Annotated in this window: 21 protein-coding genes; 9 read left to right on the forward strand and 12 right to left on the reverse strand. The window is 65.4% G+C overall.

The annotated features are described in order from the left end of the window. Positions 1 to 422: 422 nt before the first annotated feature. On the reverse strand, positions 423 to 986 hold the full coding sequence (locus J7I79_RS24575) for a response regulator transcription factor (RefSeq protein WP_214951752.1): 564 nt from the start codon (positions 984 to 986) through the stop codon (positions 423 to 425). 14 nt (positions 987 to 1000) lie between these two features. Between J7I79_RS24575 and J7I79_RS07115 the strand changes: the two genes are divergently transcribed. The 4 genes from J7I79_RS07115 (at position 1001) to disA (ending at position 4655) form a co-directional block, all read left to right on the forward strand. Then, on the forward strand, positions 1001 to 1636 hold the full coding sequence (locus J7I79_RS07115; RefSeq protein WP_214951754.1) for a hypothetical protein: 636 nt from the start codon (positions 1001 to 1003) through the stop codon (positions 1634 to 1636). Beyond that, positions 1551 to 2534 (forward strand): ABC transporter ATP-binding protein, encoded by a 984-nt coding sequence (locus tag J7I79_RS07120; RefSeq protein WP_251042487.1) that lies wholly within the window; start codon positions 1551 to 1553, stop codon positions 2532 to 2534. Before J7I79_RS07115 ends, J7I79_RS07120 begins: the two co-directional genes overlap by 86 nt. A 137-nt stretch (positions 2535 to 2671) precedes the next feature. Then, complete coding sequence (locus J7I79_RS07125) at positions 2672 to 3358, forward strand: hypothetical protein (protein WP_214951758.1); 687 nt, start codon at positions 2672 to 2674, stop codon at positions 3356 to 3358. Positions 3359 to 3578: 220 nt separating this feature from the next. After that, a complete protein-coding gene (gene disA / locus J7I79_RS07130) occupies positions 3579 to 4655 on the forward strand; it encodes a DNA integrity scanning diadenylate cyclase DisA (RefSeq protein ID WP_214951760.1) in 1077 nt (358 codons plus the stop codon). Between the two features lie 80 nt (positions 4656 to 4735). Here the strand turns inward: disA and J7I79_RS07135 are convergent, their stop codons facing one another. Next, the gene (locus tag J7I79_RS07135; protein ID WP_214951762.1) at positions 4736 to 5404 is read right to left on the reverse strand and encodes a hypothetical protein; all 669 of its coding nucleotides are present in this window, start codon (positions 5402 to 5404) and stop codon (positions 4736 to 4738) included. Between the two features lie 113 nt (positions 5405 to 5517). Here J7I79_RS07135 and J7I79_RS07140 point away from each other — a divergent pair, with 113 nt between their 5' ends. After that, positions 5518 to 6477 carry an A/G-specific adenine glycosylase gene (locus J7I79_RS07140; protein ID WP_214951764.1) on the forward strand — a complete coding sequence of 320 codons (960 nt, stop codon included), beginning with the start codon at positions 5518 to 5520 and terminating at the stop codon, positions 6475 to 6477. 77 nt (positions 6478 to 6554) lie between these two features. Continuing rightward, positions 6555 to 7052 (forward strand): hypothetical protein, encoded by a 498-nt coding sequence (locus J7I79_RS07145; protein WP_214951766.1) that lies wholly within the window; start codon positions 6555 to 6557, stop codon positions 7050 to 7052. 5 nt (positions 7053 to 7057) lie between these two features. Here the strand turns inward: J7I79_RS07145 and dhaM are convergent, their stop codons facing one another. From dhaM to lysS, 9 genes are all read right to left on the reverse strand, one after another. Next, positions 7058 to 7741 carry a dihydroxyacetone kinase phosphoryl donor subunit DhaM gene (dhaM, locus tag J7I79_RS07150; protein ID WP_214951768.1) on the reverse strand — a complete coding sequence of 228 codons (684 nt, stop codon included), beginning with the start codon at positions 7739 to 7741 and terminating at the stop codon, positions 7058 to 7060. Then, on the reverse strand, positions 7738 to 8370 hold the full coding sequence (gene dhaL / locus J7I79_RS07155) for a dihydroxyacetone kinase subunit DhaL (RefSeq protein ID WP_214951770.1): 633 nt from the start codon (positions 8368 to 8370) through the stop codon (positions 7738 to 7740). Before dhaL ends, dhaM begins: the two co-directional genes overlap by 4 nt. A gap of 2 nt (positions 8371 to 8372) precedes the next feature. Then, positions 8373 to 9374: a dihydroxyacetone kinase subunit DhaK gene (gene dhaK, locus J7I79_RS07160; RefSeq protein ID WP_214951772.1), complete on the reverse strand. Its 1002-nt coding sequence runs from the start codon at positions 9372 to 9374 to the stop codon at positions 8373 to 8375. Between the two features lie 464 nt (positions 9375 to 9838). Beyond that, positions 9839 to 10348, reverse strand: a complete 510-nt coding sequence (locus J7I79_RS07165; RefSeq protein WP_104176141.1) for an amino-acid N-acetyltransferase — start codon at positions 10346 to 10348, stop codon at positions 9839 to 9841. Between the two features lie 28 nt (positions 10349 to 10376). Beyond that, complete coding sequence (locus J7I79_RS07170) at positions 10377 to 12506, reverse strand: prolyl oligopeptidase family serine peptidase (protein ID WP_214951774.1); 2130 nt, start codon at positions 12504 to 12506, stop codon at positions 10377 to 10379. A 163-nt stretch (positions 12507 to 12669) separates the two neighbouring features. After that, the gene (locus J7I79_RS07175; RefSeq protein WP_214951776.1) at positions 12670 to 15162 is read right to left on the reverse strand and encodes an ATP-dependent Clp protease ATP-binding subunit; all 2493 of its coding nucleotides are present in this window, start codon (positions 15160 to 15162) and stop codon (positions 12670 to 12672) included. A gap of 427 nt (positions 15163 to 15589) precedes the next feature. Further along, positions 15590 to 15916 (reverse strand): Lsr2 family protein, encoded by a 327-nt coding sequence (locus J7I79_RS07180; RefSeq protein ID WP_104175619.1) that lies wholly within the window; start codon positions 15914 to 15916, stop codon positions 15590 to 15592. A 135-nt stretch (positions 15917 to 16051) separates the two neighbouring features. After that, positions 16052 to 16270 carry a hypothetical protein gene (locus J7I79_RS07185; RefSeq protein WP_214951778.1) on the reverse strand — a complete coding sequence of 73 codons (219 nt, stop codon included), beginning with the start codon at positions 16268 to 16270 and terminating at the stop codon, positions 16052 to 16054. 2 nt (positions 16271 to 16272) lie between these two features. Further along, positions 16273 to 17802 carry a lysine--tRNA ligase gene (gene lysS, locus J7I79_RS07190; RefSeq protein ID WP_214951780.1) on the reverse strand — a complete coding sequence of 510 codons (1530 nt, stop codon included), beginning with the start codon at positions 17800 to 17802 and terminating at the stop codon, positions 16273 to 16275. Positions 17803 to 17982: 180 nt separating this feature from the next. On the opposite strand from lysS, the gene J7I79_RS07195 reads away from it, so the two are divergent. The 3 genes from J7I79_RS07195 to J7I79_RS07205 are packed head-to-tail and all read left to right on the forward strand — an operon-like array spanning position 17983 to position 20726. Next, positions 17983 to 18948 carry an alpha/beta fold hydrolase gene (locus tag J7I79_RS07195; protein ID WP_214951782.1) on the forward strand — a complete coding sequence of 322 codons (966 nt, stop codon included), beginning with the start codon at positions 17983 to 17985 and terminating at the stop codon, positions 18946 to 18948. A 26-nt stretch (positions 18949 to 18974) separates the two neighbouring features. Continuing rightward, positions 18975 to 19829 carry an alpha/beta fold hydrolase gene (locus J7I79_RS07200; protein ID WP_214952067.1) on the forward strand — a complete coding sequence of 285 codons (855 nt, stop codon included), beginning with the start codon at positions 18975 to 18977 and terminating at the stop codon, positions 19827 to 19829. 60 nt (positions 19830 to 19889) lie between these two features. Next, entirely contained in the window at positions 19890 to 20726 is an 837-nt protein-coding gene (locus tag J7I79_RS07205; RefSeq protein WP_214951784.1) for an alpha/beta fold hydrolase, read from the forward strand. 127 nt (positions 20727 to 20853) lie between these two features. On the opposite strand, the gene J7I79_RS07210 is transcribed toward J7I79_RS07205, so the two are convergent. After that, a complete protein-coding gene (locus tag J7I79_RS07210) occupies positions 20854 to 22338 on the reverse strand; it encodes a DHA2 family efflux MFS transporter permease subunit (protein ID WP_214951786.1) in 1485 nt (494 codons plus the stop codon). Between the last annotated feature and the right edge of the window lie 122 nt (positions 22339 to 22460).

Genomic DNA, 22460 nt, shown 5'->3' on the forward strand with positions numbered 1-22460 from the left:
CCGGGACATTGAAGCCCTGGTGCCGGGAAACAGGCTGGCGGACAGCCAGATTCCCAGTTTATCGCAAGGCCGCAACCTCGCGGCCGCCCGCCTAACGCCCGCGAATGACCCGACTCAAGGCCGCGCCCCGGGTACCCGCTGCCATCACCGCCCGGCAATCCGTGCCGTGATGACGTGCGAGAGGGCAGCGGCGGCGATTCCAGAGCCGACGGCTATCACCCCCCGCAGCACTGCCCCCATGTCCGTAGCGGCTGCCAGGACGATGCTGACGGCAAGACTAGGAGAACGATGTTGGATACAACCTTGGGAAGTTTGCTTTTCTGTTCCGCAGACACTCTATTCACCTTACGTACGTTGAACGAACCAATAATCTGATGGGCGGGGTAAGCCGCGCACCGCCGCCGGATGCAGCCGTCACCCCGCTAATGTGCGTGGACGACAGCCATGCCGGACTCCAGTGCCCTGATGACAACCTGGGTCCTGTCCCTGGCGCCCCATTTGGTCATCACACTGCTCAGGTGCGCTTTCACGGTTGCCTCCGACACGAAGAGCGCCCGGGACATCTCTGCGTTGGACATGCCCTGCGTCAGCATTTTGACCACGGATTCCTCACGGGGAGACAACGCGGCACCTCCGGTTTCACAAAACACCGAGTAGATAGTCGGAATGCTGCGCACGAAGTTGATGACGTCACGCGAGGCCAGGGGCGACAACACATACTGGCCGCTGTGCACTTTTCGGATTGCCCTCGTGAAGTCCTGCGGATTATCGCTCTTGAACAAGAGCCCGCTGGCACCTGCGCGGACCGCAGCCACGGCCGCTCCACGGGAGGACGACCTGGCGACAGCCAGCAACATGGCAGCTGGGTCAAAGTCCAGGATTGCAGCTATTGCCTGCGAACCGTCCGTGCACAGCAGCCGGATGTCCATCATCTTGGCTTCGTGCTCACGTTCCTGCGCTATGCCGGATTCGAAGCCCGGACGCACCTCCAGCGGGAGTTGTGCTGCAGAGGAATCTCGCGGAAATGCTTTTGGGGCGGATCCGACTATCGCTCCTGACTGCTGATTCGACGGCCCAGCTCGGTTCCAATCTCGTGTTGCCGTCATTGCCGCTGAGGGTGGTGGCACATATTTCTTCCGCAGCATTCGGCGACCGCACCCCCTCAGCTGCGGAAGCCGGCTCCCGGTTTCCAGTCGTCCTGTCAAGCATTCTTTGGATAGCGGCAACCTTTGGCATGCCGGCGATAGTGATGCTGGCAGTGGCCGGGACAGCTGATTATCCGGCATATGTAGTGCTCGCGTGCGGTGCACTCATGCTGGCGGCGGTTTACGGGTTGGGCCGCACTCTCATGTCCCGTCTCGCGGTGCATGACCGGCCCGAACTGGTCACTGTCGCAGCCACCCATATCTCGGAGCGTCGGACCAGTATCAGCATGCCTGCAATCCACCTGGTTACCACGTTAAGCATCCCGGGCATTGCCAGGATGGTCAGGGTCTATTTCTATGCGGGCATGTCGCGCCGGCTGACCTGCGTATTTTTCACCACTGAAGATGTGCTCAAGATACAGCGGCGACTGGTGGAGTTGTCTCCGTCAGTCGCCCTCACGAACCGTGAAAGGACCAGACGACGTGATTGAAGCCTCCAACCTGTGTAAGGAATATGGCGGCAAGAGGGTGGTATCGGATGTTTCCCTCGTCGCCAACGCCGGAGAAGTTACCGGCTTTGTCGGTCCCAACGGGGCGGGAAAATCAACTGTGTTGCGAATCATCGCAGGCATAACGGCGCCGTCTTCCGGCTCTGTGAGGGTGGGCGGGGCGACCCATCAGTTGGCAACCCATCCAGCTGCAAACCTGGGAGTATTCCTGTCGGCCGAGTGGATTCCCGGCTCCATGACAGCGGCATCGTTCCTGTCCTATGTATGTGAAACGCAGGGACTTCGGCGGCAGCGGGTGCCTGAGCTGCTGGACCTCGTCGGCCTGTCCGATGTTGCACACCGTAAAGTCAAGAACTTTTCCCTGGGTACGAGGCAGCGGTTGGGGATCGCCGCAGCGTTCGCGGGGAACCCCCGGAACGTAGTGCTGGATGAACCAATCAACGGCCTGGATCCGGACGCCATCCAGTGGATCAGGCGGCTCCTCCGGCAAGCGGCTGACGACGGGAAGGCTGTGCTTCTTTCATCCCATCACATGGGTGAACCGGCAAAAGTTGCGGACCACATAGTCCTGATTGATCACGGGGTCGTGGCGCGGCAGGGTCCGCTTGCGTCCTTTGTGGCACCAACCGAATCCAACGTCTACATCGAGTCCGGCACGCTGGCTGACGTTGCCGCTCTGCTGAGAAGCGCGGGCTACGCAGTGGAGCCCCACAGGAATGGCTTGCTGGTTCAGAACGCGGAACCGGCTGAGACAGGGCGTGCCGTGTACGGGGCAGGTTACGGGCTTACGCATCTGAGCCTTGTGACGCGCTCCCTTGAGGAAACCTATTTCGACACCGTCTCGCCCAGGGACATCTTCTCCGAAGGGAACACCCGATGATCTCAGCAATCCGTCCAACCCGGACACTGCCCCAGTCTTTCCGCGTTGTTCTCATGGCAGAACTTCGGCGGGGGTTCCGAGCTGGCGGGTTCCGGCCGGGGGTTGCGGTTGCACTGTGCTGCAGCATAGTCGCGGGTGTGGGCTCGGGGCTCCTGATCCGATACCTCGAAGAGGGCGCGACCACCGGCGTTTCGGCTGACAGCGCCCTCCCAGTGACGCTCCCGGTGGAAACGTCTGCCGGCGTAGTTGGCATCCTGCTGGCCATACTCGTTGCCAGCTACGTGGCAAGGGACGCCCCCTCCGGCCTTGTATCCACCGCCCTCACGTTGGTGCCCCGAAGGTCGCGTCTGCTGGCCGCGCGGGGAGCAGCGGTGGCGTTGATGGGGCTATGCGCCGCACTGCTGAGCACAGTGTTGACTGCGGTAGCTGGCATCGCCGGCAACCAGTCAACCGGCGTTCTGGCTTCCGCTTCAGTGGGTATTGCGGCCTCGGCTCTCGCGGTGGGACTCCTCATGTCCATTTCGTTCTTCGTAGCCGCCCTCGCAAACCGCCCTGTTCCTACAGTGCTCATAGTGCTTGGACTGCTAGTGGTGGCACCGCTGGCCCTTTCGGCTGCCCAGCTGAGCCTTCCCCCGAGCGTGGGCCACGTGGTTGGGACCGCAGTCGATTGTTCACCGGCCCCACTGTTCTTTCGCGCCATTGGCGTCACGGCTACTGCTCAACTGGGATTCCAACCTATGATCACCGCTCAACTTGGCCTCCTGGCCTGGGCAATGGTGCTGGGCACGCTGTCACTGGCTGTCTTCAAGCGCCGCGACGGCTAGACCTCCTAAATACCCCTCCCGACACCAGCCGCTGAGGGGCTTTGCCTGCCGTCGCGCGGCGCCCCCTAGCGGGGCACTTTAGGGCTTGTCCGTGCGGTTAATGCCCATCTTTGCCTCTAGGATGGAGCCAGCGGGAAATTGAGTACTTTTGATCCTGCCGGCGGAATCGTAAAACCGGCATACCTGCGGGCTGCAGCCTGCACCTTTGAAGGGAAAACCTATGGCTCGGAGCCCTGAAGATTCGCTTAAGGCGACTCTGGGCAGAGTGGCACCAGGCACCGCTCTGCGCGATGGCCTGGAACGCATCCTCCGCGGGCGCACCGGCGCATTGATCGTTCTGGGCTCGGACCGCACCATCGAGTCCATCTGCTCCGGCGGATTCGATATCGGGATCGACTTCTCCCCCACACGGCTCCGCGAACTCGCCAAGATGGACGGCGCCATCATTTGCGACAAGGACGCCGGCAACATCCTCCGGGCCGCCGTGCAGCTGGTTCCGGACTCGAGCATCGAAACCCAGGAATCCGGCACCAGGCACCGCACCGCCGAACGCGTCGCCATCCAGACCGGCGTCCCGGTGATCTCGGTCAGCCAGTCCATGCAGATCATCGCCCTCTACGTGAACGGCCTGCGGCACGTCCTGGAGGGCTCCGAAAAGGTCCTGGCCCGGGCCAACCAGGCGCTGGCCACCCTCGAACGCTACCGTTCCCGCCTGGACCAGGTCACCAGCTCGCTCTCCGCCCTGGAGATCGAAGCCATGGTCACGGTCCGCGACGTCGCCGTCACGCTGCAGCGCCAGGAAATGGTGCGCCGGATCTCCGAGGAAATCTCCCAGTACGTCCTTGAACTCGGCGAGGACGGGCGCCTTCTTTCGCTGCAGCTGGACGAGCTCACGGTGGGCCGCGGTCCCGGCAGTGATGTGATCATCCGCGATTACGCCGGCCCCAACGCGTCCCCGGAAGATATCGACGGCGCCGTCAGCGCCCTGCTCAACCTGGGCCCCACCGAGCTGATCGACCTCAGCAGGATCGCCGGCATCATCGGCTTCGCAGGTGGCGTGGACACGCTCGACGCCGTGGTGCAGCCGCGCGGGTACCGCCTCCTGTCCGGCCTGAAGGCAGTGCCCAAGGCAGTGGCGGACAGGCTCGTTGACCACTTCGGCGGCCTCCAGTACCTGATGGCGGCCACCATCGATGACCTCATGACCGTGGACGGCATCGGCGACCAGCGAGCACGCACAGTCCGGGAGGGCCTGAGCCGGATGGCCGAGGCGAGTCTCCTGGACCGGTTCCTCTAAAGCACCCGTCGATTGCTCCGTAAGTGCCGGTCCGAGCACCCATTAGGGCTGTTGCGGAGCAATCGATTCAGAAGAGAGGCTCAGTTGAGCTGGAAGACGGCCTTCGAGCTGGACTTGGTGCCCAGCCGGGCGACGAACATGTAGTAGGCCCCGCCGGCACCGGGTTTGGCGGACACCGCCCCACAGCCGGGCACGGTCCGGTTGCGCTGCCACGGGAAATTCGCGGTTTCGCTCTGGCCCGGCTCGAGCGTCTTCACGAGGTCGCCGCTCTCGGCCTGGCAGTCAACGGAGGAGAAAATCCGGTCGGAACCGCTGGTCACCGTGTACTCCATTTGGGACGTGCCAAGGTTAACCTCGCACGCCACTTTGCCCCCGTTGGTGACCTTCAGGGTGAGCAACGGATTCTCGCCGGCGGCGTAGGCTCCCTTGTCGGTCGATGCGGAGACGGTCACCAGGCCCTGGTCGCAGGTGGGTGTCGCCGGAATGCTGGGGGTTACCGACGGCGTGGCCTGGGCGGCCTGCCCGTCCGGTCCGTTCCGGTCCGTGGAGGAGGCCTGTTCGGAGGCGCGCATGGCGCCGGACACGGCAGCAAAACCGCCCAGTGCCACTGAGACGATGAGAAGCAGCACCAGGCCAACGAACAGCCTGCGACGGCGGTACACGGCTTTCAGCGGCGGCCGCCCCGCCTGCCGGCCGGCGGTGCCCTTCGGTTTCGAACCGCTCTTTCCTGAAGTGCCTTGCCTGACCATCCTTCTAGGCTAGAGAACCCCGGGCACATTGACGCACCACCACGCCGGGAAGGCGGACCCAGGCCAGTATCCACTACAGTATTTGCATCGAAGCCTTAGCCCTGCCCACTGCTATGCCCCCGGCGAGTCGCCCCGCGCCGCCGCCGCTGGCCACCCTGCACGAAGTAATTGACGACTGGTTCGCGACCACTGCCAGGGAGCTGCCATGGCGGGAACCCCAGTGCACTGCCTGGGGTGTCCTGGTCAGCGAGATTATGCTGCAGCAGACACCTGTGGTCCGGGTCCTGCCCGTCTGGGAAGACTGGCTCCGCCGCTGGCCCACGCCTGCACATTTGGCCGCCGAAGCCTCCGGCGAGGCTGTCCGGCACTGGGGCAGGCTCGGCTACCCGCGCCGGGCACTGCGCCTCCACGCCGCCGCCGTCGCCATTGTGGAACGGCACGGCGGCGAGGTCCCCGGAAACCATGCCGAACTGCTGGAACTTCCCGGCGTGGGCAGCTACACGGCGGCAGCGGTCGCGGCGTTCGCCTTCGGCCGCCGCGAGACAGTGGTGGACACCAACATCCGCCGCGTCCATGCGCGGCTCTTTTCGGGCACGGCGTTGCCGTCGCAGTCGCTGACCGCCGCGGAAATGCGGCTCGCCGCTGAACTGCTGCCGGCCGACGTCGGACTCTCCGTCCGCTGGAACGCGGCAGTCATGGAGCTTGGCGCGCTGGTGTGCACGGCGAGGGCGCCGAAGTGCGCTGATTGCCCGGTCCGCGGGGCGTGCGCGTGGCTGGCGGCGGGCGAGCCGCCGCCGTCGTACACCCCGAAGGGGCAGTCCTGGCACGGCACTGACCGGCAGGTCCGGGGCGCCGTGATGGCCGTCCTCCGTCTGGCGGACTCCCCGGTGGCGCCGGAAATGTTCCACCAGCCCCCTGCGGACCTTGGCTTCGAAGCGCACGGCATCGGCATTCCGCTTGCAGCCCTGCACCGCCTGAATTCCGCGCCCGAGCAGCTCGAGCGCGCCCTGGCCGGGCTGGTCAGCGACGGCCTGGCGGAGCTGCACCTGGGCGGCCTCCGGCTCCCCGCCTAAGGCCCGTTACCCATTCGTTCCGGGACTGAAACCACCCTGTGCTGGCGCCGCCACACCTGGCGGATCTACTCTGAAGCATGCGCAGCTTCGGCATACTTCTGGCAGTGGTCACGACGTCGCTGCTCCCGTCTGCGTGCCTGCCCGAGGCAGTGCCGTGCCCGGCTATCGCGCAGGCTCCGGTGGTGTCCCTGACGGTGGCGGCCAGCTATGCACCCGCTGTCAAAGCCATCCACCTTAAAGCCTGCCAGGACGGCACGTGCCAGGAAGCAGACCTGGAGCTGAGGCCAGGCAGCACCGCAGTCGACATGGGCTGCGAACCCTCGGCCGGCCCTGACGGCACATGCTCCGCGACGTCCTCGCCTGACGGCACCCTTACGGGCATGCTGATGATGGATGTCCTGACCGAATCGCGCATTGACGCGACCGCCACGGGCACCTCCACGGCGCGGGCACCGTTGCCCGTGCGGAAACTGAGCTTCACGCCAAAGGCGGACTACCCGTACGGCGAGCAGTGCGGAAAGTTCATCACAGCCAGCCTGGTGTTGGACGCCGACAGCCTCAGGCAGGCCGGCTGAGCCCGTCAGGGCTCCCCGAACCCTGCTTCCACCAGGCCTCCGACATACTTGACCGCCCTGGCTGCGTCCGGCCCCCAGGCCTCGACGTGGAGGACCGATCCCTGGCCCGCCCCCAGCGTCATCAGGCCGGTCATGGAGGCCCCGTCCACGCCATTGACTGTCACGTCCGCGTCCAGGCCGGCAAGTCCCCCGGCGACCTTCGCGGCGGGCCGGGCGTGCATGCCGGCCTGGTTGACCAGCTCAAAGTCACCCGTGGCTTCCGGCGGCCCAAGCGTCGGCTCCTCGGCAGGAGCCTCCGGCGCCTGGGGTGCCGGAGCACGGCGGACCGCCTCCGCCGCCTGCTTTACGCCCGCTGCATCCGCCCCCGCCTGCGCCGCTACTGCCGCCGCCACGAGCCCCTCCACCAGCGGCGCATCAGCCAACAGGACCGAGTCGGGATCCGGGAGGAATTCCACAGCAGCCTCGGCCGTCATCACGGCAGAGCCGAGGTCCGTGAGCACCACGGTGCCGTCTTCGCCGGCGGCCTGTTCCAGCGCGGCCATGACCTTTTCCAGGCTGGTGCCGATCCGGCCGTCGTCGGTGCCGCCGGCAGGGAGGATCACGACGTCGGGCGCCATCTGGGCGGCCAGCTCCACCGCGCCGTCGGCGATCTTTTCGCTATGGGACACCACCACCAGTCGGACGGTCATTCGGCCGCCTCGGCCGCGGCGCGCAGGATGAGGGCGGTGGAGACCGCCCCGGGGTCGCGATGGCCGGCGCTGCGCTCCCCCAAGTAGCTGGCGCGCCCCTTGCGGGCGATGAGCGGATCGGTGGCAACGGCACCGGCCTCCGCAGCCTCAGCCGCCGCGAGGAGGACCTTGAGGACATCGCCGTCCCCTGCAGCGGCGGCCGCGGCGGCCGCCTCGACGGCGGGGGTCCACGCGTCAACCATGGTTTTGTCGCCGGGCTCGGCCTTGCCGCGGGCCACCACGCCGTCCCGGGCAGCCTGGATGGCAGCAGCCAGGGCCGCCGGATCGATGTCCGGCGCGTCGCCCAGGGACGTGGAGGCGCGCAGGAAGGCCGTGCCGTAGAGGGGGCCGGCCGCTCCGCCCACCTTGGACATCAATGCCATGGCCGTGAGCTTCAGGGCCGCTCCCGGCGTGGCCGGCGGCGACTCAGCGAGCTTGTCCATCACGGCTTTGAAGCCGCGGTCCATGTTTTCGCCATGATCGGAATCCCCGATGGCGCGGTCAAGGTCAATCAGCTCCACCCGGTGGTCCGCCATGGCCTCCGCAGACAGGGTAAGCCAGCGTACGGCCCAGTCAACGTCAAGCCCCACGGTCAGATGCCCCATCGCAGCGCGGCGGTGTGGACCGGGGCGTCCCAGAGGCCGGTGAGTTCGTCGTCGAGGCGCAAAACGGTGACGGAGCATCCCTGCATCTCGAGTGACGTGATGTAGTTGCCCACCAGGGAACGTTCCACCGTGACGCCCTTGTCCGCGAGCACCTGCGCTGCACGGCGGTACACGATGTACAGCTCGCTCTGCGGCGTCCCGCCCATGCCGTTGACGAACAACAGCACTTTGTCACCGGAGGCGATGCCGAGGTCGCTCAGGATGGGCTCAAGGAGGCGGTCGGTAATGGCGTCGGCATTTTCCATCGGGATCCGGTGCCGCCCGGGCTCACCGTGGATCCCGATGCCGATCTCGATTTCGTTCTCTTCCAGGTCAAAGCTGGGCACGCCCGCATGCGGGACCGTGCAGGCCGACAAGGCCACGCCCATGCTGCGGACGTTCTGGTTCACGCGGTCTCCGATGGCAGCGACAGCGTCCAGGTCATCACCACGCTCCGCCGCGGCACCGGCGATCTTCTCCACGAGGACAGTGCCGCCCACACCCCTCCGGCCGGCCGTGTAGAGGGAGTCTTCCACGGCGACGTCGTCGTTGACCAGGACGGTCCGGACCTGGACGCCTTCGGCCTCCGCCATTTCCGCGGCCGTTTCGAAGTTGAGGACGTCCCCTGTGTAGTTCTTCACGATGTGCACGACGCCGGCGCCGGAGTTCACGGCGAGCGTCGCCGGAATGATCTGGTCAGGCGTGGGCGAGGTGAAGACGGCACCGGGCACCGCGGCGTCGAGCATTCCCAGTCCCACGAAGCCGCCGTGAAGCGGCTCGTGTCCGCTGCCGCCGCCGCTGACCAGGCCGACTTTCCCGGCCACCGGGGCGTCCTTGCGGGTGATGAATTTCGGCTCGGAACTGACGGTCACGAGGTCCGCATGGGCAAGGCCGAAGCCTTCCACGGACTCGTCCACTACAGCGCGGGGATCATTGATCAGCTTCTTCATTGGAGTACTCCCTGGAGTGTCCTGGCGGCTTTGTCTTGACCCTACTACCGCCGCCCCGGCAACGGTAGCGCCCTGTCGAATCCGCCGGTAACCGTCCGGCTAGCGAGGGCAAAGAAAAAGGGACAGCCCCCAATTGACTGTCCCTTTCCCTTCCCAGCTTGTATCTCCCCGCCGGCCTCAGCGTTTCCCCCAAGAGTCCGGGAGGAAATCCGGCCACGCCGCGGCGCCTATGTGGAACGCCGACGCCTCGCGAGGCCGGCTCAGTGGATCACTTCGGCTCATCACCGAAGGCAGATCCATTTGAAACGCCGAAAAATCCGGAAAAATTGCGTGCTCGCGCATTTCTGTCCTTTGATGTGGTTCGGGATTCGGGTGCCATAAGCAAGCTCTAGTAATTTTATACATCGATTCGATATATGGGAAGAGGTAGAAGTCAGACATTATCCGGACGCGCCGGAAGGCGTCTAGAGGAACTTGATCATGCGGGTATTTCCCAGGGTGTTCGGCTTGACCCGGGCGAGGTCCAGGAACTCCGCCACGCCTTCGTCATGGGAACGCAGCAGCTCGGAATAGACCACAGGGTCCACTGCGGTCTGGTCGGCCATAACGTCGAAGCCGTGCTTCTTGAAAAAGTCCACCTCGAAGGTCAGGCAGAACACGCGCGAGACGCCCAGCGCCCGGGCCTCCTCGAGGAGGCTTTCCACCAGTACGTGGCCCACGCCCTTGCCGCGCCACGCGTCCGAGGCAGCCAGGGTCCGCACCTCGGCCAGGTCCTCCCACATCACATGCAGGGCGCCGCAGCCGATCACCTCGCCGTCGGCCGCCTCAGCGATCCTGAATTCCTGCAGGCTTTCGTAGTAGGCCACCGTCTCCTTGGCCATCAGGATCCTCTTGTCCGCCAGCGGAGCCACAAGCCCCTTGATGGCAGCTACGTCGCTGGTGCGGGCAGGGCGGATGCGGAAGGTCTCAGTCACAGCCCCAATCTTACGGCCGCCCTGCCGCCTAGAGCCCCAGGTCAGCGGGCAGTGGCACGTCCTGGTCCAGCACGTTCTTCGCCAGGAAGTGCTCCACGACGCCGTACCAGACCTTGGCGTGCTGCGGCTGCAGGATCCAGTGATTCTCGTCCGGGTAATAGAGGAAGCGGTGTGGAGTCTGGCCATTGCCATCGGCTGCCAGTTGGGATTTGGACAGCAGTTCGTACCAGAGCCGCAGGCCTTCGCCGATGGGCACGCGGTAGTCCTTGTCGCCGTGGATCACCAGCATGGGCGTGCTGATTTTCTCGACGTGCAGGTGGGGCGAGTTCGCCAGGGCCATCTCAGCCGTCATTTCCTTCAGCCAGTACTGTGACGCGTCGGTGGTGGGGCCGAACTGGTCAAGGGCCCACAGGCTGGCGTGCGTGACGATCGCGTCAAAGCGGTCCGTCTGGCCGGCCACCCAGTTGGCCATGTAGCCGCCGAAGGAGCCGCCCATGGCAGCAGTCCGGGACGGATCGATGTCCGGGCGTTCCATCACGGCATCCGTGATCTCCATGAGGTCCGTGTACGGCGCGCTGCCCCAGCCGCCCCAGCCGCGCTGGATGTAGGACTGGCCGTAACCGGTGGACAGCGCCGGATCCGGCAGGAGCACGGCGTAGCCCTTGGCCGCCAGCAGCCACGGGTTCCAGCGCCACGTCCAGGCGTTCCACGAGCCGAGGGGCCCGCCGTGGATCCACAACAGCAGTGGCGCCGGATGCTGCGCGGAGGCTCCATCCGGCAGGGCCAGGTATGCGGGAACCCGGGAGCCGTCGGCAGCGGCGGTCCCGATGCGCTCCAGTGATCCCTGGATTCGGGGGCGTTCGGCCGGAGCAGGAAGCCTGGTCACTTCTCCGCTCGCCAGGTCGACCCGGACCGCTTCGGGCGGAAATTCGTAGGAGCTCCGCAGCGCGTAGGCGCTCAGCCCGTCCGGTGAAACCACGACGTCGGTGTAGGCCGCCGCGTCGCGCGTCACCCGGGTGACGTCCCCGCTGCCGGCCCCAAACCCAATCCCCGCGGGACTGATCCGGAAAACCGGGGAGGCGCCGTCGTCGTCGGCGGTCACCAGGAGGGCGGAACCGTCCGGCAACCACGCCGCTTTGATGGCCCAGCGGTCCCAGCCGTGGGCCAGCGGCCGGAGCCCGGATTCCGGCACCATCTGGGAACTGACGTCGAGCAGGTGCAGCTTGACCTGCGGAGCCTGCTGGGGAGTGGAGTCGGATTCGCTCAACACCACAAGCGTGCGGTTGTCAGGGCTCACCGGGCCCGCGAAGTAGCTCATGCCTTCATGGTCCAGCAGGACCTTGTGCGTTGCTGTGGCGACGTCGATTGCCACCAGGACGGACCGCGAGTCCGCCTTGGCGAGGGGCTTGTTGAAGCTTGTGTAGATGGTCTTGCCGTCGGGGCTGACCACGGAATCGGAGTCGCGCAAAAGACCTGCCGCGTCCGGCGTCAGGTTGCGGAGCTTGAGCGGGGCGGCGGCGTCAACCGTTGCCGGCTTGCCGGGTTCCTTCTCCTCCCCCGGCTCCACAGCGAAAATTCGCGGCTGATCCGGGCCCAGGTTCGCATCCCAGTAACGCACGGGGTAGCCACTGTGGAGGATGGCGGATACCTTGTGGTCCTTCCGGCTCTTGCGCCGCTCGTCGTCCGCTTCCTCATCGGGTGAACCGGCCAGGATGGACGCCGTGACGAAGGTGGCGCCGGTATCCCTGGCCGACATCACGTGGCTGATCCCGCCGGCACGCGAAAGGACCACACGGGCTTCGCCGCCGTCGGCGGGCAACTGCCAGAGCGCGTTGACGGGGTCGCCCTCCGGGCTTTCGGGATCAGGGCGGGCCGACGTGAAGTAGAGGTCCCCGTTGGAGGAAAATGCCGCACCGGCCTCGCCCTTGGCACTGCGCGTGATCCGGCGTGCATGCTTCTCCCCCGCAGGGTCCAGCTCCCACAGGGCCGTCACGTATTCGGTCCCCTTGGCGTTGAGCGTGGAGACGGTGGTCACCAGGCGCTTTCCGTCAGGGCTCAGCGCAAGGCCGCTCACCCGCGGGATGGCGAGGTAGTGCTCCACGTCGTGGAAAGGGGTCGTAGGTTGTTCGCTCAGGATCGCTGAGTCTTCAATTGCCATGAAGAGATTCAACACCGGCTGTGCGCTGGATCACAGTAAGTTCACTACGGGTGAAAGGGCGCTTTCACACTATGGCAAGTGTCGCTGGTGCCGGGCTGGAGGCGGGAGGCAACGCAACGGCCCCGCCTTCCCTTGCGGGATGGCGGGGCCGTTGACGTGGTGCTTAGACGCTCGGGGCGATCTCCGGGATGCGCGGCTTGGCGTTGCCGGCGAAGGTGAACTTGGCGTCGTCGCCTTCGCCGTCCACATCCACCACCACGATGTCGCCCGCGTGGATCTCTCCGAAGAGGATCTTCTCGGACAGCTGGTCCTCGATCTCGCGCTGGATGGTGCGGCGCAGCGGCCGTGCACCCATTGCGGGATCGTAACCACGCGTCGCCAGGAGCACCTTGGCCGCGGTGGTGAGCTCGATGCCCATGTCCTTGTCCTTGAGGCGCTTCTCCAGGCGGGCCACGAACATGTCCACGATCTCGATGATCTCGTCCTGGGTCAGCTGCGGGAACACCACAACGTCATCAACACGGTTCAGGAACTCGGGGCGGAAGTGCTGCTTGAGCTCCTCTGTGACCCGGGCGCGCATCCGGTTGTAGCCGGTCTGCGTGTCCGTGCCGGACTGGAAGCCCGTGGCAACGCTCTTGGAGATGTCCCGTGTTCCAAGGTTGGTGGTCATGATGATCACGGTGTTCTTGAAGTCCACCACCCGGCCCTGGGAGTCGGTCAGGCGGCCGTCTTCCAGGATCTGCAGCAGCGAGTTGAAGAGGTCCGCGTGGGCCTTCTCCACTTCGTCGAACAGGACCACGGAGAACGGACGGCGGCGGACCTTTTCAGTCAGCTGGCCGCCTTCCTCGTAACCGACGTAGCCCGGAGGGGCACCGAAGAGGCGCGAAACCGTGTGCTTCTCGGAGTACTCGGACATGTCCAGCGTGATGAGGGCGTCCTCTTCACCGAACAGGAATTCCGCGAGGGCCTTGGCGAGCTCGGTCTTGCCGACGCCGGTGGGGCCGGCGAAGATGAACGAGCCACCCGGACGCTTGGGGTCCTTCAGGCCTGCACGGGTGCGGCGGATGGCCTGGGACAGGGACCTGATGGCCTCGTTCTGGCCGACGACGCGCTTGTGCAGTTCGTCTTCCATCTTCAGCAGGCGCGAGGACTCTTCCTCGGTCAGCTTGAAGACCGGAATGCCGGTGGAGTTCGCCAGCACCTCGGCGATGAGATCCTCATCCACCTCGGAGATGTCGTCCATGCCGCCGGTCTTCCAGTGGCGTTCCTTCTCTGCCCGCTCGGCAATGAGCTTCTGCTCCTTGTCGCGCAGCGAGGCGGCGCCTTCGAAGTCCTGCGCATCAATCGCGGACTCCTTCTCCATCTTGAGTTCGGCGATGCGCTCGTCCATGGCCTTCAGCTCCGGCGGAGCGGTCATGCGGCGGATGCGCAGGCGTGCGCCGGCTTCGTCGATGAGGTCGATGGCCTTGTCCGGCAGGAAGCGGTCCGAGATGTAGCGTTCGGACAGGTTGGCTGCCGAGGCGAGGGCGCCGTCGGTGATGGTGACGCGGTGGTGCGCCTCGTAGCGGTCACGCAGGCCCTTGAGGATCTCGATCGCGTGCGCAACCGAAGGCTCCTTCACCTGGATAGGCTGGAAGCGGCGCTCCAGCGCGGCATCCTTCTCGATGTGCTTGCGGTATTCGTCCAGCGTGGTGGCACCGATGGTCTGGAGCTCACCGCGGGCCAGCATGGGCTTCAGGATGGAAGCTGCATCGATGGCGCCTTCGGCTGCACCGGCACCGACGAGGGTGTGGATTTCGTCGATGAACAGGATGATGTCGCCGCGGGTGCGGATTTCCTTGAGGACCTTCTTCAGGCGCTCTTCGAAGTCACCGCGGTAGCGGGAGCCTGCCACCAGGGAACCAAGGTCCAGCGTGTAGAGCTGCTTGTCCTTGATGGTTTCCGGGACGTCCCCGCGGACGATCGCCTGGGCGAGGCCTTCGACGACGGCGGTCTTGCCGACGCCGGGTTCGCCGATGAGGACGGGGTTGTTCTTGGTGCGCCGGGAAAGGACCTGCATAACGCGTTCCATTTCCTGTTCGCGCCCGATGACCGGGTCCAGCTTGTTCTCGCGCGCAGCCTGGGTGAGGTTGCGGCCGAACTGGTCCAGGACCACGGAGCCGGCAGGGGTTCCCTCCGGCTGGCCGGGTCCGACGCCTGCGCCGGTGGTCTCCTTGCCCTGGTAGCCAGAGAGGAGCTGGATCACCTGCTGGCGGACGCGGTTGAGGTCAGCTCCGAGCTTCACCAGCACCTGGGCAGCCACGCCTTCACCCTCACGGATGAGTCCCAGCAGGATGTGCTCCGTGCCGATGTAATTGTGGCCCAGCTGCAGCGCTTCGCGAAGCGACAGCTCCAGCACCTTCTTGGCGCGGGGAGTAAAGGGGATGTGGCCGGACGGCGCCTGCTGGCCCTGCCCGATGATCTCCTGTACCTGCTCGCGTACGCCGTCGAGCGAAATGCTCAAGGACTCCAGAGCTTTGGCGGCAACGCCCTCACCCTCATGGATCAGACCCAAGAGGATGTGTTCGGTACCGATGTAATTGTGGTTCAGCATGCGTGCCTCTTCTTGGGCAAGCACAACTACGCGACGGGCACGGTCCGTAAATCGCTCAAACATTTCGCCACACTCCTAGCTACGACGTACTTTGATGCTACGTGGCAGACCCGGACTTGTGGAGCGTGTTCGCCACAGGGGAAACCCGGGATCCGATTCCCGGGTTGACACCACCGGCTGATGACGCCTTCCGGAACTGCCGCCGCGTGCCCGATGACCGGCAATACGGCCCCAATACCGCAGTCCGGCGAAGGCGCAACGGCGCACCGGAAACCCGACAAACAATGGCTTTGTTGTCCACGCGGAATCCGTTCACTGGAGGGACCCCATTTGCGCTGCACTCGTCCGGAACCTGCTCCGGGCCGCAATAACCCTGGAATAACCAGGGCGCTTTACCACGACGGCCTCCGGCGGCCTGCCGGGTATTCAAATGGCAATGCCCCCGCCGTTTGGCAGGGGCATTGCTTTTCCACGCAAACCTGCGGCAGTGCTAGGAATTTGCCTTCTGGTAGGCTTCCTGAATTTCAGCCTGGATACGGCCGCGGCTGTTAACCGCATAGCCATTCTCCCTGGCCCACTGACGAATCTGTGCAGAGTCCTGGTTCCGACCGCTTGAGACCTTTGTGCGGGTGGCGCGGCCGGTGGACGTCTTGCGGGCGCTTGAAACAAACCGCTCCACGGAGGAGCGTAGTTCTGCAGCATTGGCAGCAGACAGATCAATTTCGTAACTGACGCCGTCAAGGCCAAATCGGACAGTTTCGTCCGCGGTTCCCCCATCCAGATCATCGACAAGGATGATTTTTACTTTCTGTGCCATAAAAATTCTCTCTTTTGGAAAGGACGGGTATGCAGAAAAGCAGGATGTATCAGATAAAGTATCTCTCGCTTTATGGCAACGCGTCAAAGCGGCAAAAGGTTCCTGTGAATGGTGGGCAGGAATAAGCCGGGAGTATTAGTTTGTGCTGTTGCCGATGCCGTCGCCGGGATTGGTTCCCGTATTCGGGGCACCATTCGTCTCCGGCTTTGATTCAGCGTCGCGGGCTTTTGCCTCAGCCTGGGCCTGTGCTTCAGCCTGGCGCTCCGATTTGTCCGCGTTGAAGATCGACTTCATGGCAAACCAGAACAGCAACCCGACCACAAGGGAGGGCAGAAGGACGGCAACGTACTCCACGGTCAGTGCCCTTCAGGCTTCAGGAGCGGGAAGAGGATGGTTTCGCGGATGCCGGCGCCAGTGAACAGCATCACCAGGCGGTCAATGCCCAGCCCGATGCCGCCCATGGGCGGCGCGCCGTACTCGAGCGCGCGGAGGAAGTCCTCGTCCAGCTGCATGGCCTCCACGTCACCGGCAGCAGCGTGCCTTGACTGCTCGGTGAGGCGTTCACGCTGGATCACGGGGTCGATGAGCTCGGAGAAGGCCGTGCCGCGTTCCATGCCACCGATGATCAGGTCCCAGGCCTCGATCAGGCGGTCGTCGTCACGGTGCTGGCGCGCAAGGGGCTGCGCGGACGGCGGGTAGTTGTAGACGAACGTGGGGTTCAGCAGCGTTGGTTCCACGATTTCACCGAACAGTTCAACTGCCACCTTCTCGGCATCCCATTTGGGATCGACCTTGACGTCGTGCTTGGCCGCCACGGCCCGCAGTTCCTCCACGGTGGTGTCCGGCGTGATTTCCTGGCCCACAGCGTCGGACAGTCCGGGGTATACAGCCAGCCAGGCCCATTCGCCGTCGAGGTTGATCTCCCCGGCTTCGGTCTGGATGGTGCGCCCCACACCAGCGGCGTCGGCGGCGTCAAGGATGATCTCCTTGATGCGGTCCGCCATGACGAACTGGTCTGCCCAGGCCTCGTAGCATTCCAGCGTGGTGAATTCCGGGCTGTGCGTGGAGTCCACGCCCTCGTTGCGGAACACCCGTCCCATGTCGTAGACACGGTCGATGCCGCCCACCACTGCGCGCTTGAGGTACAGCTCGGTAGCGATGCGCAGGGTCATCTTCTGGTCGAAGGCGTTCATGTGGGTTTCGAACGGCCGGGCCAGGGCACCGCCGTGGACCAGCTGGAGCATCGGGGTTTCCACCTCGACGTAGTTGCGGCGGTGCAGGCTTTCCCGGATTGAGCGGGTGATCGCGGCGCGGGTGTAAACCATCTCGCGGGCCTCGTCACGGACCATCAGGTCAACGTAACGCTGGCGGACGCGGGTTTCCTCGTTCAGGCCGGCGTGCAGCACAGGCAGCGGGCGGAGCGCCTTCGACGCCATGGACCAGGAATCGGCCATTACGGACAGCTCACCGCGGCGGGAGGAAATGACCTCACCCTTGATGAAGACGTGGTCGCCCAGGTCCACCAGGGCCTTCCATTCGGCCAGGGATTCCTCACCCACGTTGGCCAGGCTCAGCATGGCCTGGAGGCGGGTGCCCTTGCCGTCCGTGCCGCCTTCCTGGAGGGTGGCGAAGCAGAGCTTGCCGGTGTTGCGGATGAACACGATGCGGCCGCTGACGCCAACAGTGTCGCCGGTGGTCTCGTCGGCCTCGAGGTGGGCGTACTTTTCGCGGATCTCGCTCAGGGAATGCGTGCGCTCAACACCCACCGGGTACGCCTCGCCGCGTTCAATCAGCTTGGCGCGCTTCTCCATGCGGATGCGCATCTGCTCGCTGGCGTCCGCCGGTTCGGCAGCATTGGTCGGGGTGGGGGTGTTTTGGGAAGTCACAATCCCTAAGTTTACCGGGAGTTCCGCGGCATGTTTTTTCCTGCCGGCCATGATTCCCCTCACCGGGGGTTTTTTGCGCGCTAATGCCCCGACGGCAGTTCCTGAGGGACGCTGTCCGAACAAACCGTCCTGAAGTAAATGGGCGGAGGCTGCTGCGGTGAGGGGAATAGACTCGGGGCTGTGGAGACTCGGACGATCAGGACGGACGACGGCGACGGTCACCTTGAGGTGCACTCGTTCCGGCCCGTGGCGTCCCCCGCCTTGCCGGCAACCGGCGGCCCGGACGGCAGCCTCGACGGTCACCCGGACGACGCGGGGCAACCCGGCGTCGTCGTAATTCACGGAACCCTGGTGACCGACGCGCTCTACCGCCCTTTCGCCATGAAGATTGCCCGCCTCCTGGGGCGGCCCGTCCATACCTACAACCGCCGCGGCCGCGGCGGTTCCGCCGGCCAGCGCGAGGACTACTCAGCGGCGACGGAGATCAGCGACCTCGCGGCCGTCATGCGGGCCACCGGTTCCGCGGATGTGGTGGCCCACAGCTACGGCGGTTTTGTGGCCCTGCAGGCAGCCCGGACCGAGCCCATCCGGCGGCTCGTGACCTACGACGCCGCGGTGTCCCTCTCCGGCAGCCTCGAACGCCGGTGGCGTCCGGAACTGGAGCATTCCATGGCCGCCGGCCAGCTCGATCATGCCTGGGCTCATCTGGTCCAGGGGCTGGAAACAGCAGGCCCGGTCTCCAAGCTCCCGCTCGGCGCCCTGCGCATGCTGAGCATCCTGTCCGCCCGGACGCGGCTCGGGGCGGAGATGCGGCAGCTGCTGCCCACCGCCGTCGCCGAGATGCGGGCCGTGCTGAAAGCCGACGCAGAGCTCGCCGACTTCGCCGGCGTCACCACACCCACCCTGATGCTCAGCGGCGGCTGGAGCCCGGCGTACTTCGCCGAAACGGGCCGCCAGCTCGCCGCGGCGGTGCCGGCCATCGACTTCGCACTGGTCCCCGGGCAGCTCCACGAGGGACCGCTCCGGCCGGGGCACCGCCTGGCCCTCACCACCGCACGGTTCCTGGCCAACGACGTCGGCCTGCGGCTCCAGCGGATCCGCGCCGCCAGGCACCCGCTGGGCAGCCGCTTTAGGATTGGTCAGTGAAGGAAGCCTTCAAAGACAAGGGATCAGTGGAGCAGCAGTTCATCACCACGCACGACGGCGGCCGGCTGGCTTTGTACAGCTACGGCACCGCGGGTGCCCCTGGCGAGCGCCGGGTCGTGGTGATCGGCGGAGCGTTCCTGACGGCACTGATCTATCGGCCATTTTCCGAGGCACTGTCCAAGGGCCTCGGCGAGGGCTGGGCCGTGGACGTCTATGACCGGCGCGGCCGCGGCGACTCCACACCGCAGCCGGCAGACTATTCGATGGCCACCGAAACTGCCGATGTCCGGGCCGTCATGGACGCCACCGGCGCGCGCAACCTCTTCGGTCACAGCCTGGGCGGTTCCGTGGCGCTGAATGCGGTCCAGGAATTCGCCGGGACCGGGCACCAACCGGACAAGCTCGCTGTCTATGACGCCGCGGTGAATATCGACGGCAAGATGGACATGTCCTGGCTGGACAGTTTCGAACGCTCAGTCAACGCCGGAAACGTCCCGCACGCCCTGGCCAAGCTCAAGAAGGGCATGCAGCCCGGCTCGCCCCTGGCCAGGATTCCGGAACCGCTCCTGGCCGGCCTGATGGCGCTCGTGTCCCGGACCAAGGTGAACCGGGTGTTCAAGGAGCTCATGCCCAGCGGCGTGGGCGAGCTCAAAGCGGTGTTCGATGAAAACGACCACGTCCGGGACTTTTCCGTCCTGCCGCCGAACACCAGGTTCATGGTGGGCGCCAAAAGCCCCGGTTACTACAAGGCGACGGCCGAACAGCTGCACCGGGCCGTGCCCGGCAGCGAGCTCCAGGTCTCGCCCAAGTGCGTCCACGCCTCCATCCCCGCGGCCGTCAAAGAGCTGGTGGAGGACATCTCCGCGTACTTCAAGGGCTGACATGGTGATGCCGGTCCCAAGCTGCTGTGCGGTTCCTGCCGCCCCGGGTAGGCTCGGAACATGACGCGCGAGAACATCAAGACACCCGACGGCGGAACGCTGGAGCTCTACACCACGGGAGCCGAGCTGGCCTCGGCAGGCTCGGGCGTCGTCGTCGTGCAGGCCTCCATGGTTACCGCCGCCGACTACACGCGCTTTGCCCAGAAGCTGAGTGCGTCGCTCGGCCGGCCGGTGCACACATTCAACCGGCGCGGACGCGGCGAATCCTCGGCGCAGCCGGACGACTACACGCTGGATGTGGACATCCGCGACCTGGATACCGTGATGAAGCACACGGCCAGCACGGACGTGTTCGGCCACAGCTTCGGCGGCGCCGTGGCGCTCCACGCGGCCCGCACCCTGCCGGTGGAACGGCTGGCGGTCTACGATCCCGCCGTGTCCGTGAACCACAGCGTCAAGGCGGACTGGATCTCCGAATACGAACGCGCGACGGCGGCCGGCGACGACGACCGTGCCCTCGCCGTCCTGGTCAGGGGGCTCGAGACGGGCGGGGCCTTATCCTCGCGGATGCCGCTTTCGATGCTCACCCTCGCCAACAAGCTCATCGCCGGGACACCCATCGGCAAGCAGCATCGCGACCTGATGAAGACCGGTGTCCGGGAGATCAAGGCGATCATCGCCGCGGACATGCCGGCCGAGCCGTTCCTGGCACTGCCCCTCGAGACCCTCATCATCGTCGGCGAAAAGAGCCCCTCCTACTTCGGCATCGCGTGCGGCCAGATCCACGACGTGCTGTCCGGTTCCAGCTACACCATCCTGCCCGGCTCGGGCCACGACGGCGTCAACCGGGCGCCGGACAAGCTGATCACCGAACTCAGCGATTTCTTCGCCGGCTGACCCCGATTGGGCACGTCCACGCCGCCCACCCAAGCGCGAACGTGCAGATAATGCCCTCAGAATGTGGATTTGAGGGCATTACCTGCTCGTTCGCGCTTCGTAGTTGGGCTTAAGTGTCCGTTCGCGCTTAGTGGGCTGCCGGCGCCGGGTGCTCCGCGCCGGCCGTCTTGCGCATCATGGCGGAAAGCACGACGGCGGCGACAGCTATGACGGCTGCCGTCAGGAAAGCCGCGTGCATGCCGGCGACGATGCCCGATCCTGCGGCCACCACCGCGTAGATCGACACCAGCAGCGCCGTCCCGGCGGCACCTGCCACCTGCTGCAGCGTGCTCATGATCGCCGACCCGTGCGAGTACAGGTGCGGCGGAAGCGGGTTGAGCCCTGTGGTGAAGGCCGGGGTGAACAGGAGCGCCAGGCCGAGGCTCAGCACCACGTGCAGGGACACGATCCACCAGACGGCTGTTCCGGCATCCAGCATGGAGAACTGCCAGAGGGAGAGCACCATCATGACGGAACCGGTGACGGTCAGCGGCAGCGGGCCCACCTTGTCGAACCAGCGGCCGATGACCGGTCCCAGCAGACCCATCGCCAGGCCGCCCGGGAGGAGCGCCAGGCCGGTTTCGAGGGACTTCAGGCCGCGGATTTCCTGCAGGTAAAGCGGCAGCAGGATGACGGCGCCGAACAGGGCGATCATCGCCACCACCATCAGCAGCACGGACACCGTGAACATGCGGAAGTTGAACGCCCGCAGGTCCAGCAGCGGCGCGTCCTTTTTCTGCAGTTTCAGCTGGCGCAACACGAAGGCAAGCATGGCCACCACGCCCACGGCCAGTGCCGCGATCGCGGTGGCGCCGGGTCCGCTCTGGCCGCCATGGCCGCCGCCGATCTGGCTGAGGCCATAGACAACTCCGCCAAATGCCGGAACGGTCAGCAGCACTGACAGGAAGTCCAGCCTGGTTTTCTCGGACTCGCCGACATTGGTGAGGAAGCGGGCGCCGATGGCGAAGGCCGCGAGGGCAACCGGCAGGACGAAGACGAACATGAACCGCCAGGTGAAGTGCTCAAGGATCAGCCCGGAGACAGTGGGCCCCATCGCCGGCGCCACCGAGATGGCGATGCTCACGTTGCCCATGACGGCGCCACGGCGTTCGATCGGCACCAGGGTGAGGATCGTGGTCATCAGGAGCGGAAGCATGATGGCTGTACCGCCGGCCTGGACAATGCGGGCCAGCAGCAACACTTCGAATCCTGGAGCCAGCGCGGCCAGGAGCGTGCCGCCGGAGAACAGGCCCATGGCCAGCATGAACACGGCCCGGGTGGACAGGGTCTGCAGGATGAACCCCGTGGTGGGGATGACTACGGCCATGGTGAGCATAAAGCCCGTGGAGAGCCACTGCACCGTGGGTGCGTCAACCCCGAGATCCACCATGAGCCTTTGGAGGGCGACGTTCATGATGGTTTCGTTGAGGATGACCACGAAGGTGGCAACCAGCAGGGTGACGATGATGGTGACGGACTCACGGGACATCTTCACCGGGCCCGCGGCCTGCGCTGCCGCAGTGGCAGGGGCCACGGGATCGCCGTGGGCGTTGGACGAGACGTCTGTGGACATGGGGATTCCCTCAGGGAGATGCGAAGTGGTTTCCGGCGAGCGTCGTCGCTGCAGATTCCAACAGTGTAGCCCCCGGGGTAATTCCCGTCATTAGAAAAAATCGGATCAGGACCGGGAAATGC

Source organism: Arthrobacter sp. ISL-69, from assembly GCF_018613775.1.
In the GTDB taxonomy this organism is placed as follows: Bacteria; Actinomycetota; Actinomycetes; order Actinomycetales; family Micrococcaceae; genus Arthrobacter.

Coding starts and splice junctions, on each gene's coding strand:
- dhaK (WP_214951772.1), bottom strand. CDS start 9,374: ATGAAGAAGCTGATCAATGATCCCCGCGCTGTAGTGGACGAGTCCGTG.
- J7I79_RS07170 (WP_214951774.1), bottom strand. CDS start 12,506: ATGGCAATTGAAGACTCAGCGATCCTGAGCGAACAACCTACGACCCCT.
- J7I79_RS07145 (WP_214951766.1), top strand. CDS start 6,555: ATGCGCAGCTTCGGCATACTTCTGGCAGTGGTCACGACGTCGCTGCTC.
- J7I79_RS07135 (WP_214951762.1), bottom strand. CDS start 5,404: ATGGTCAGGCAAGGCACTTCAGGAAAGAGCGGTTCGAAACCGAAGGGC.
- J7I79_RS07140 (WP_214951764.1), top strand. CDS start 5,518: ATGCCCCCGGCGAGTCGCCCCGCGCCGCCGCCGCTGGCCACCCTGCAC.
- J7I79_RS07175 (WP_214951776.1), bottom strand. CDS start 15,162: ATGTTTGAGCGATTTACGGACCGTGCCCGTCGCGTAGTTGTGCTTGCC.
- dhaM (WP_214951768.1), bottom strand. CDS start 7,741: ATGACCGTCCGACTGGTGGTGGTGTCCCATAGCGAAAAGATCGCCGAC.
- J7I79_RS07205 (WP_214951784.1), top strand. CDS start 19,890: ATGACGCGCGAGAACATCAAGACACCCGACGGCGGAACGCTGGAGCTC.
- J7I79_RS07210 (WP_214951786.1), bottom strand. CDS start 22,338: ATGTCCACAGACGTCTCGTCCAACGCCCACGGCGATCCCGTGGCCCCT.
- J7I79_RS07180 (WP_104175619.1), bottom strand. CDS start 15,916: ATGGCACAGAAAGTAAAAATCATCCTTGTCGATGATCTGGATGGGGGA.
- J7I79_RS07120 (WP_251042487.1), top strand. CDS start 1,551: ATGTGCTCAAGATACAGCGGCGACTGGTGGAGTTGTCTCCGTCAGTCG.
- disA (WP_214951760.1), top strand. CDS start 3,579: ATGGCTCGGAGCCCTGAAGATTCGCTTAAGGCGACTCTGGGCAGAGTG.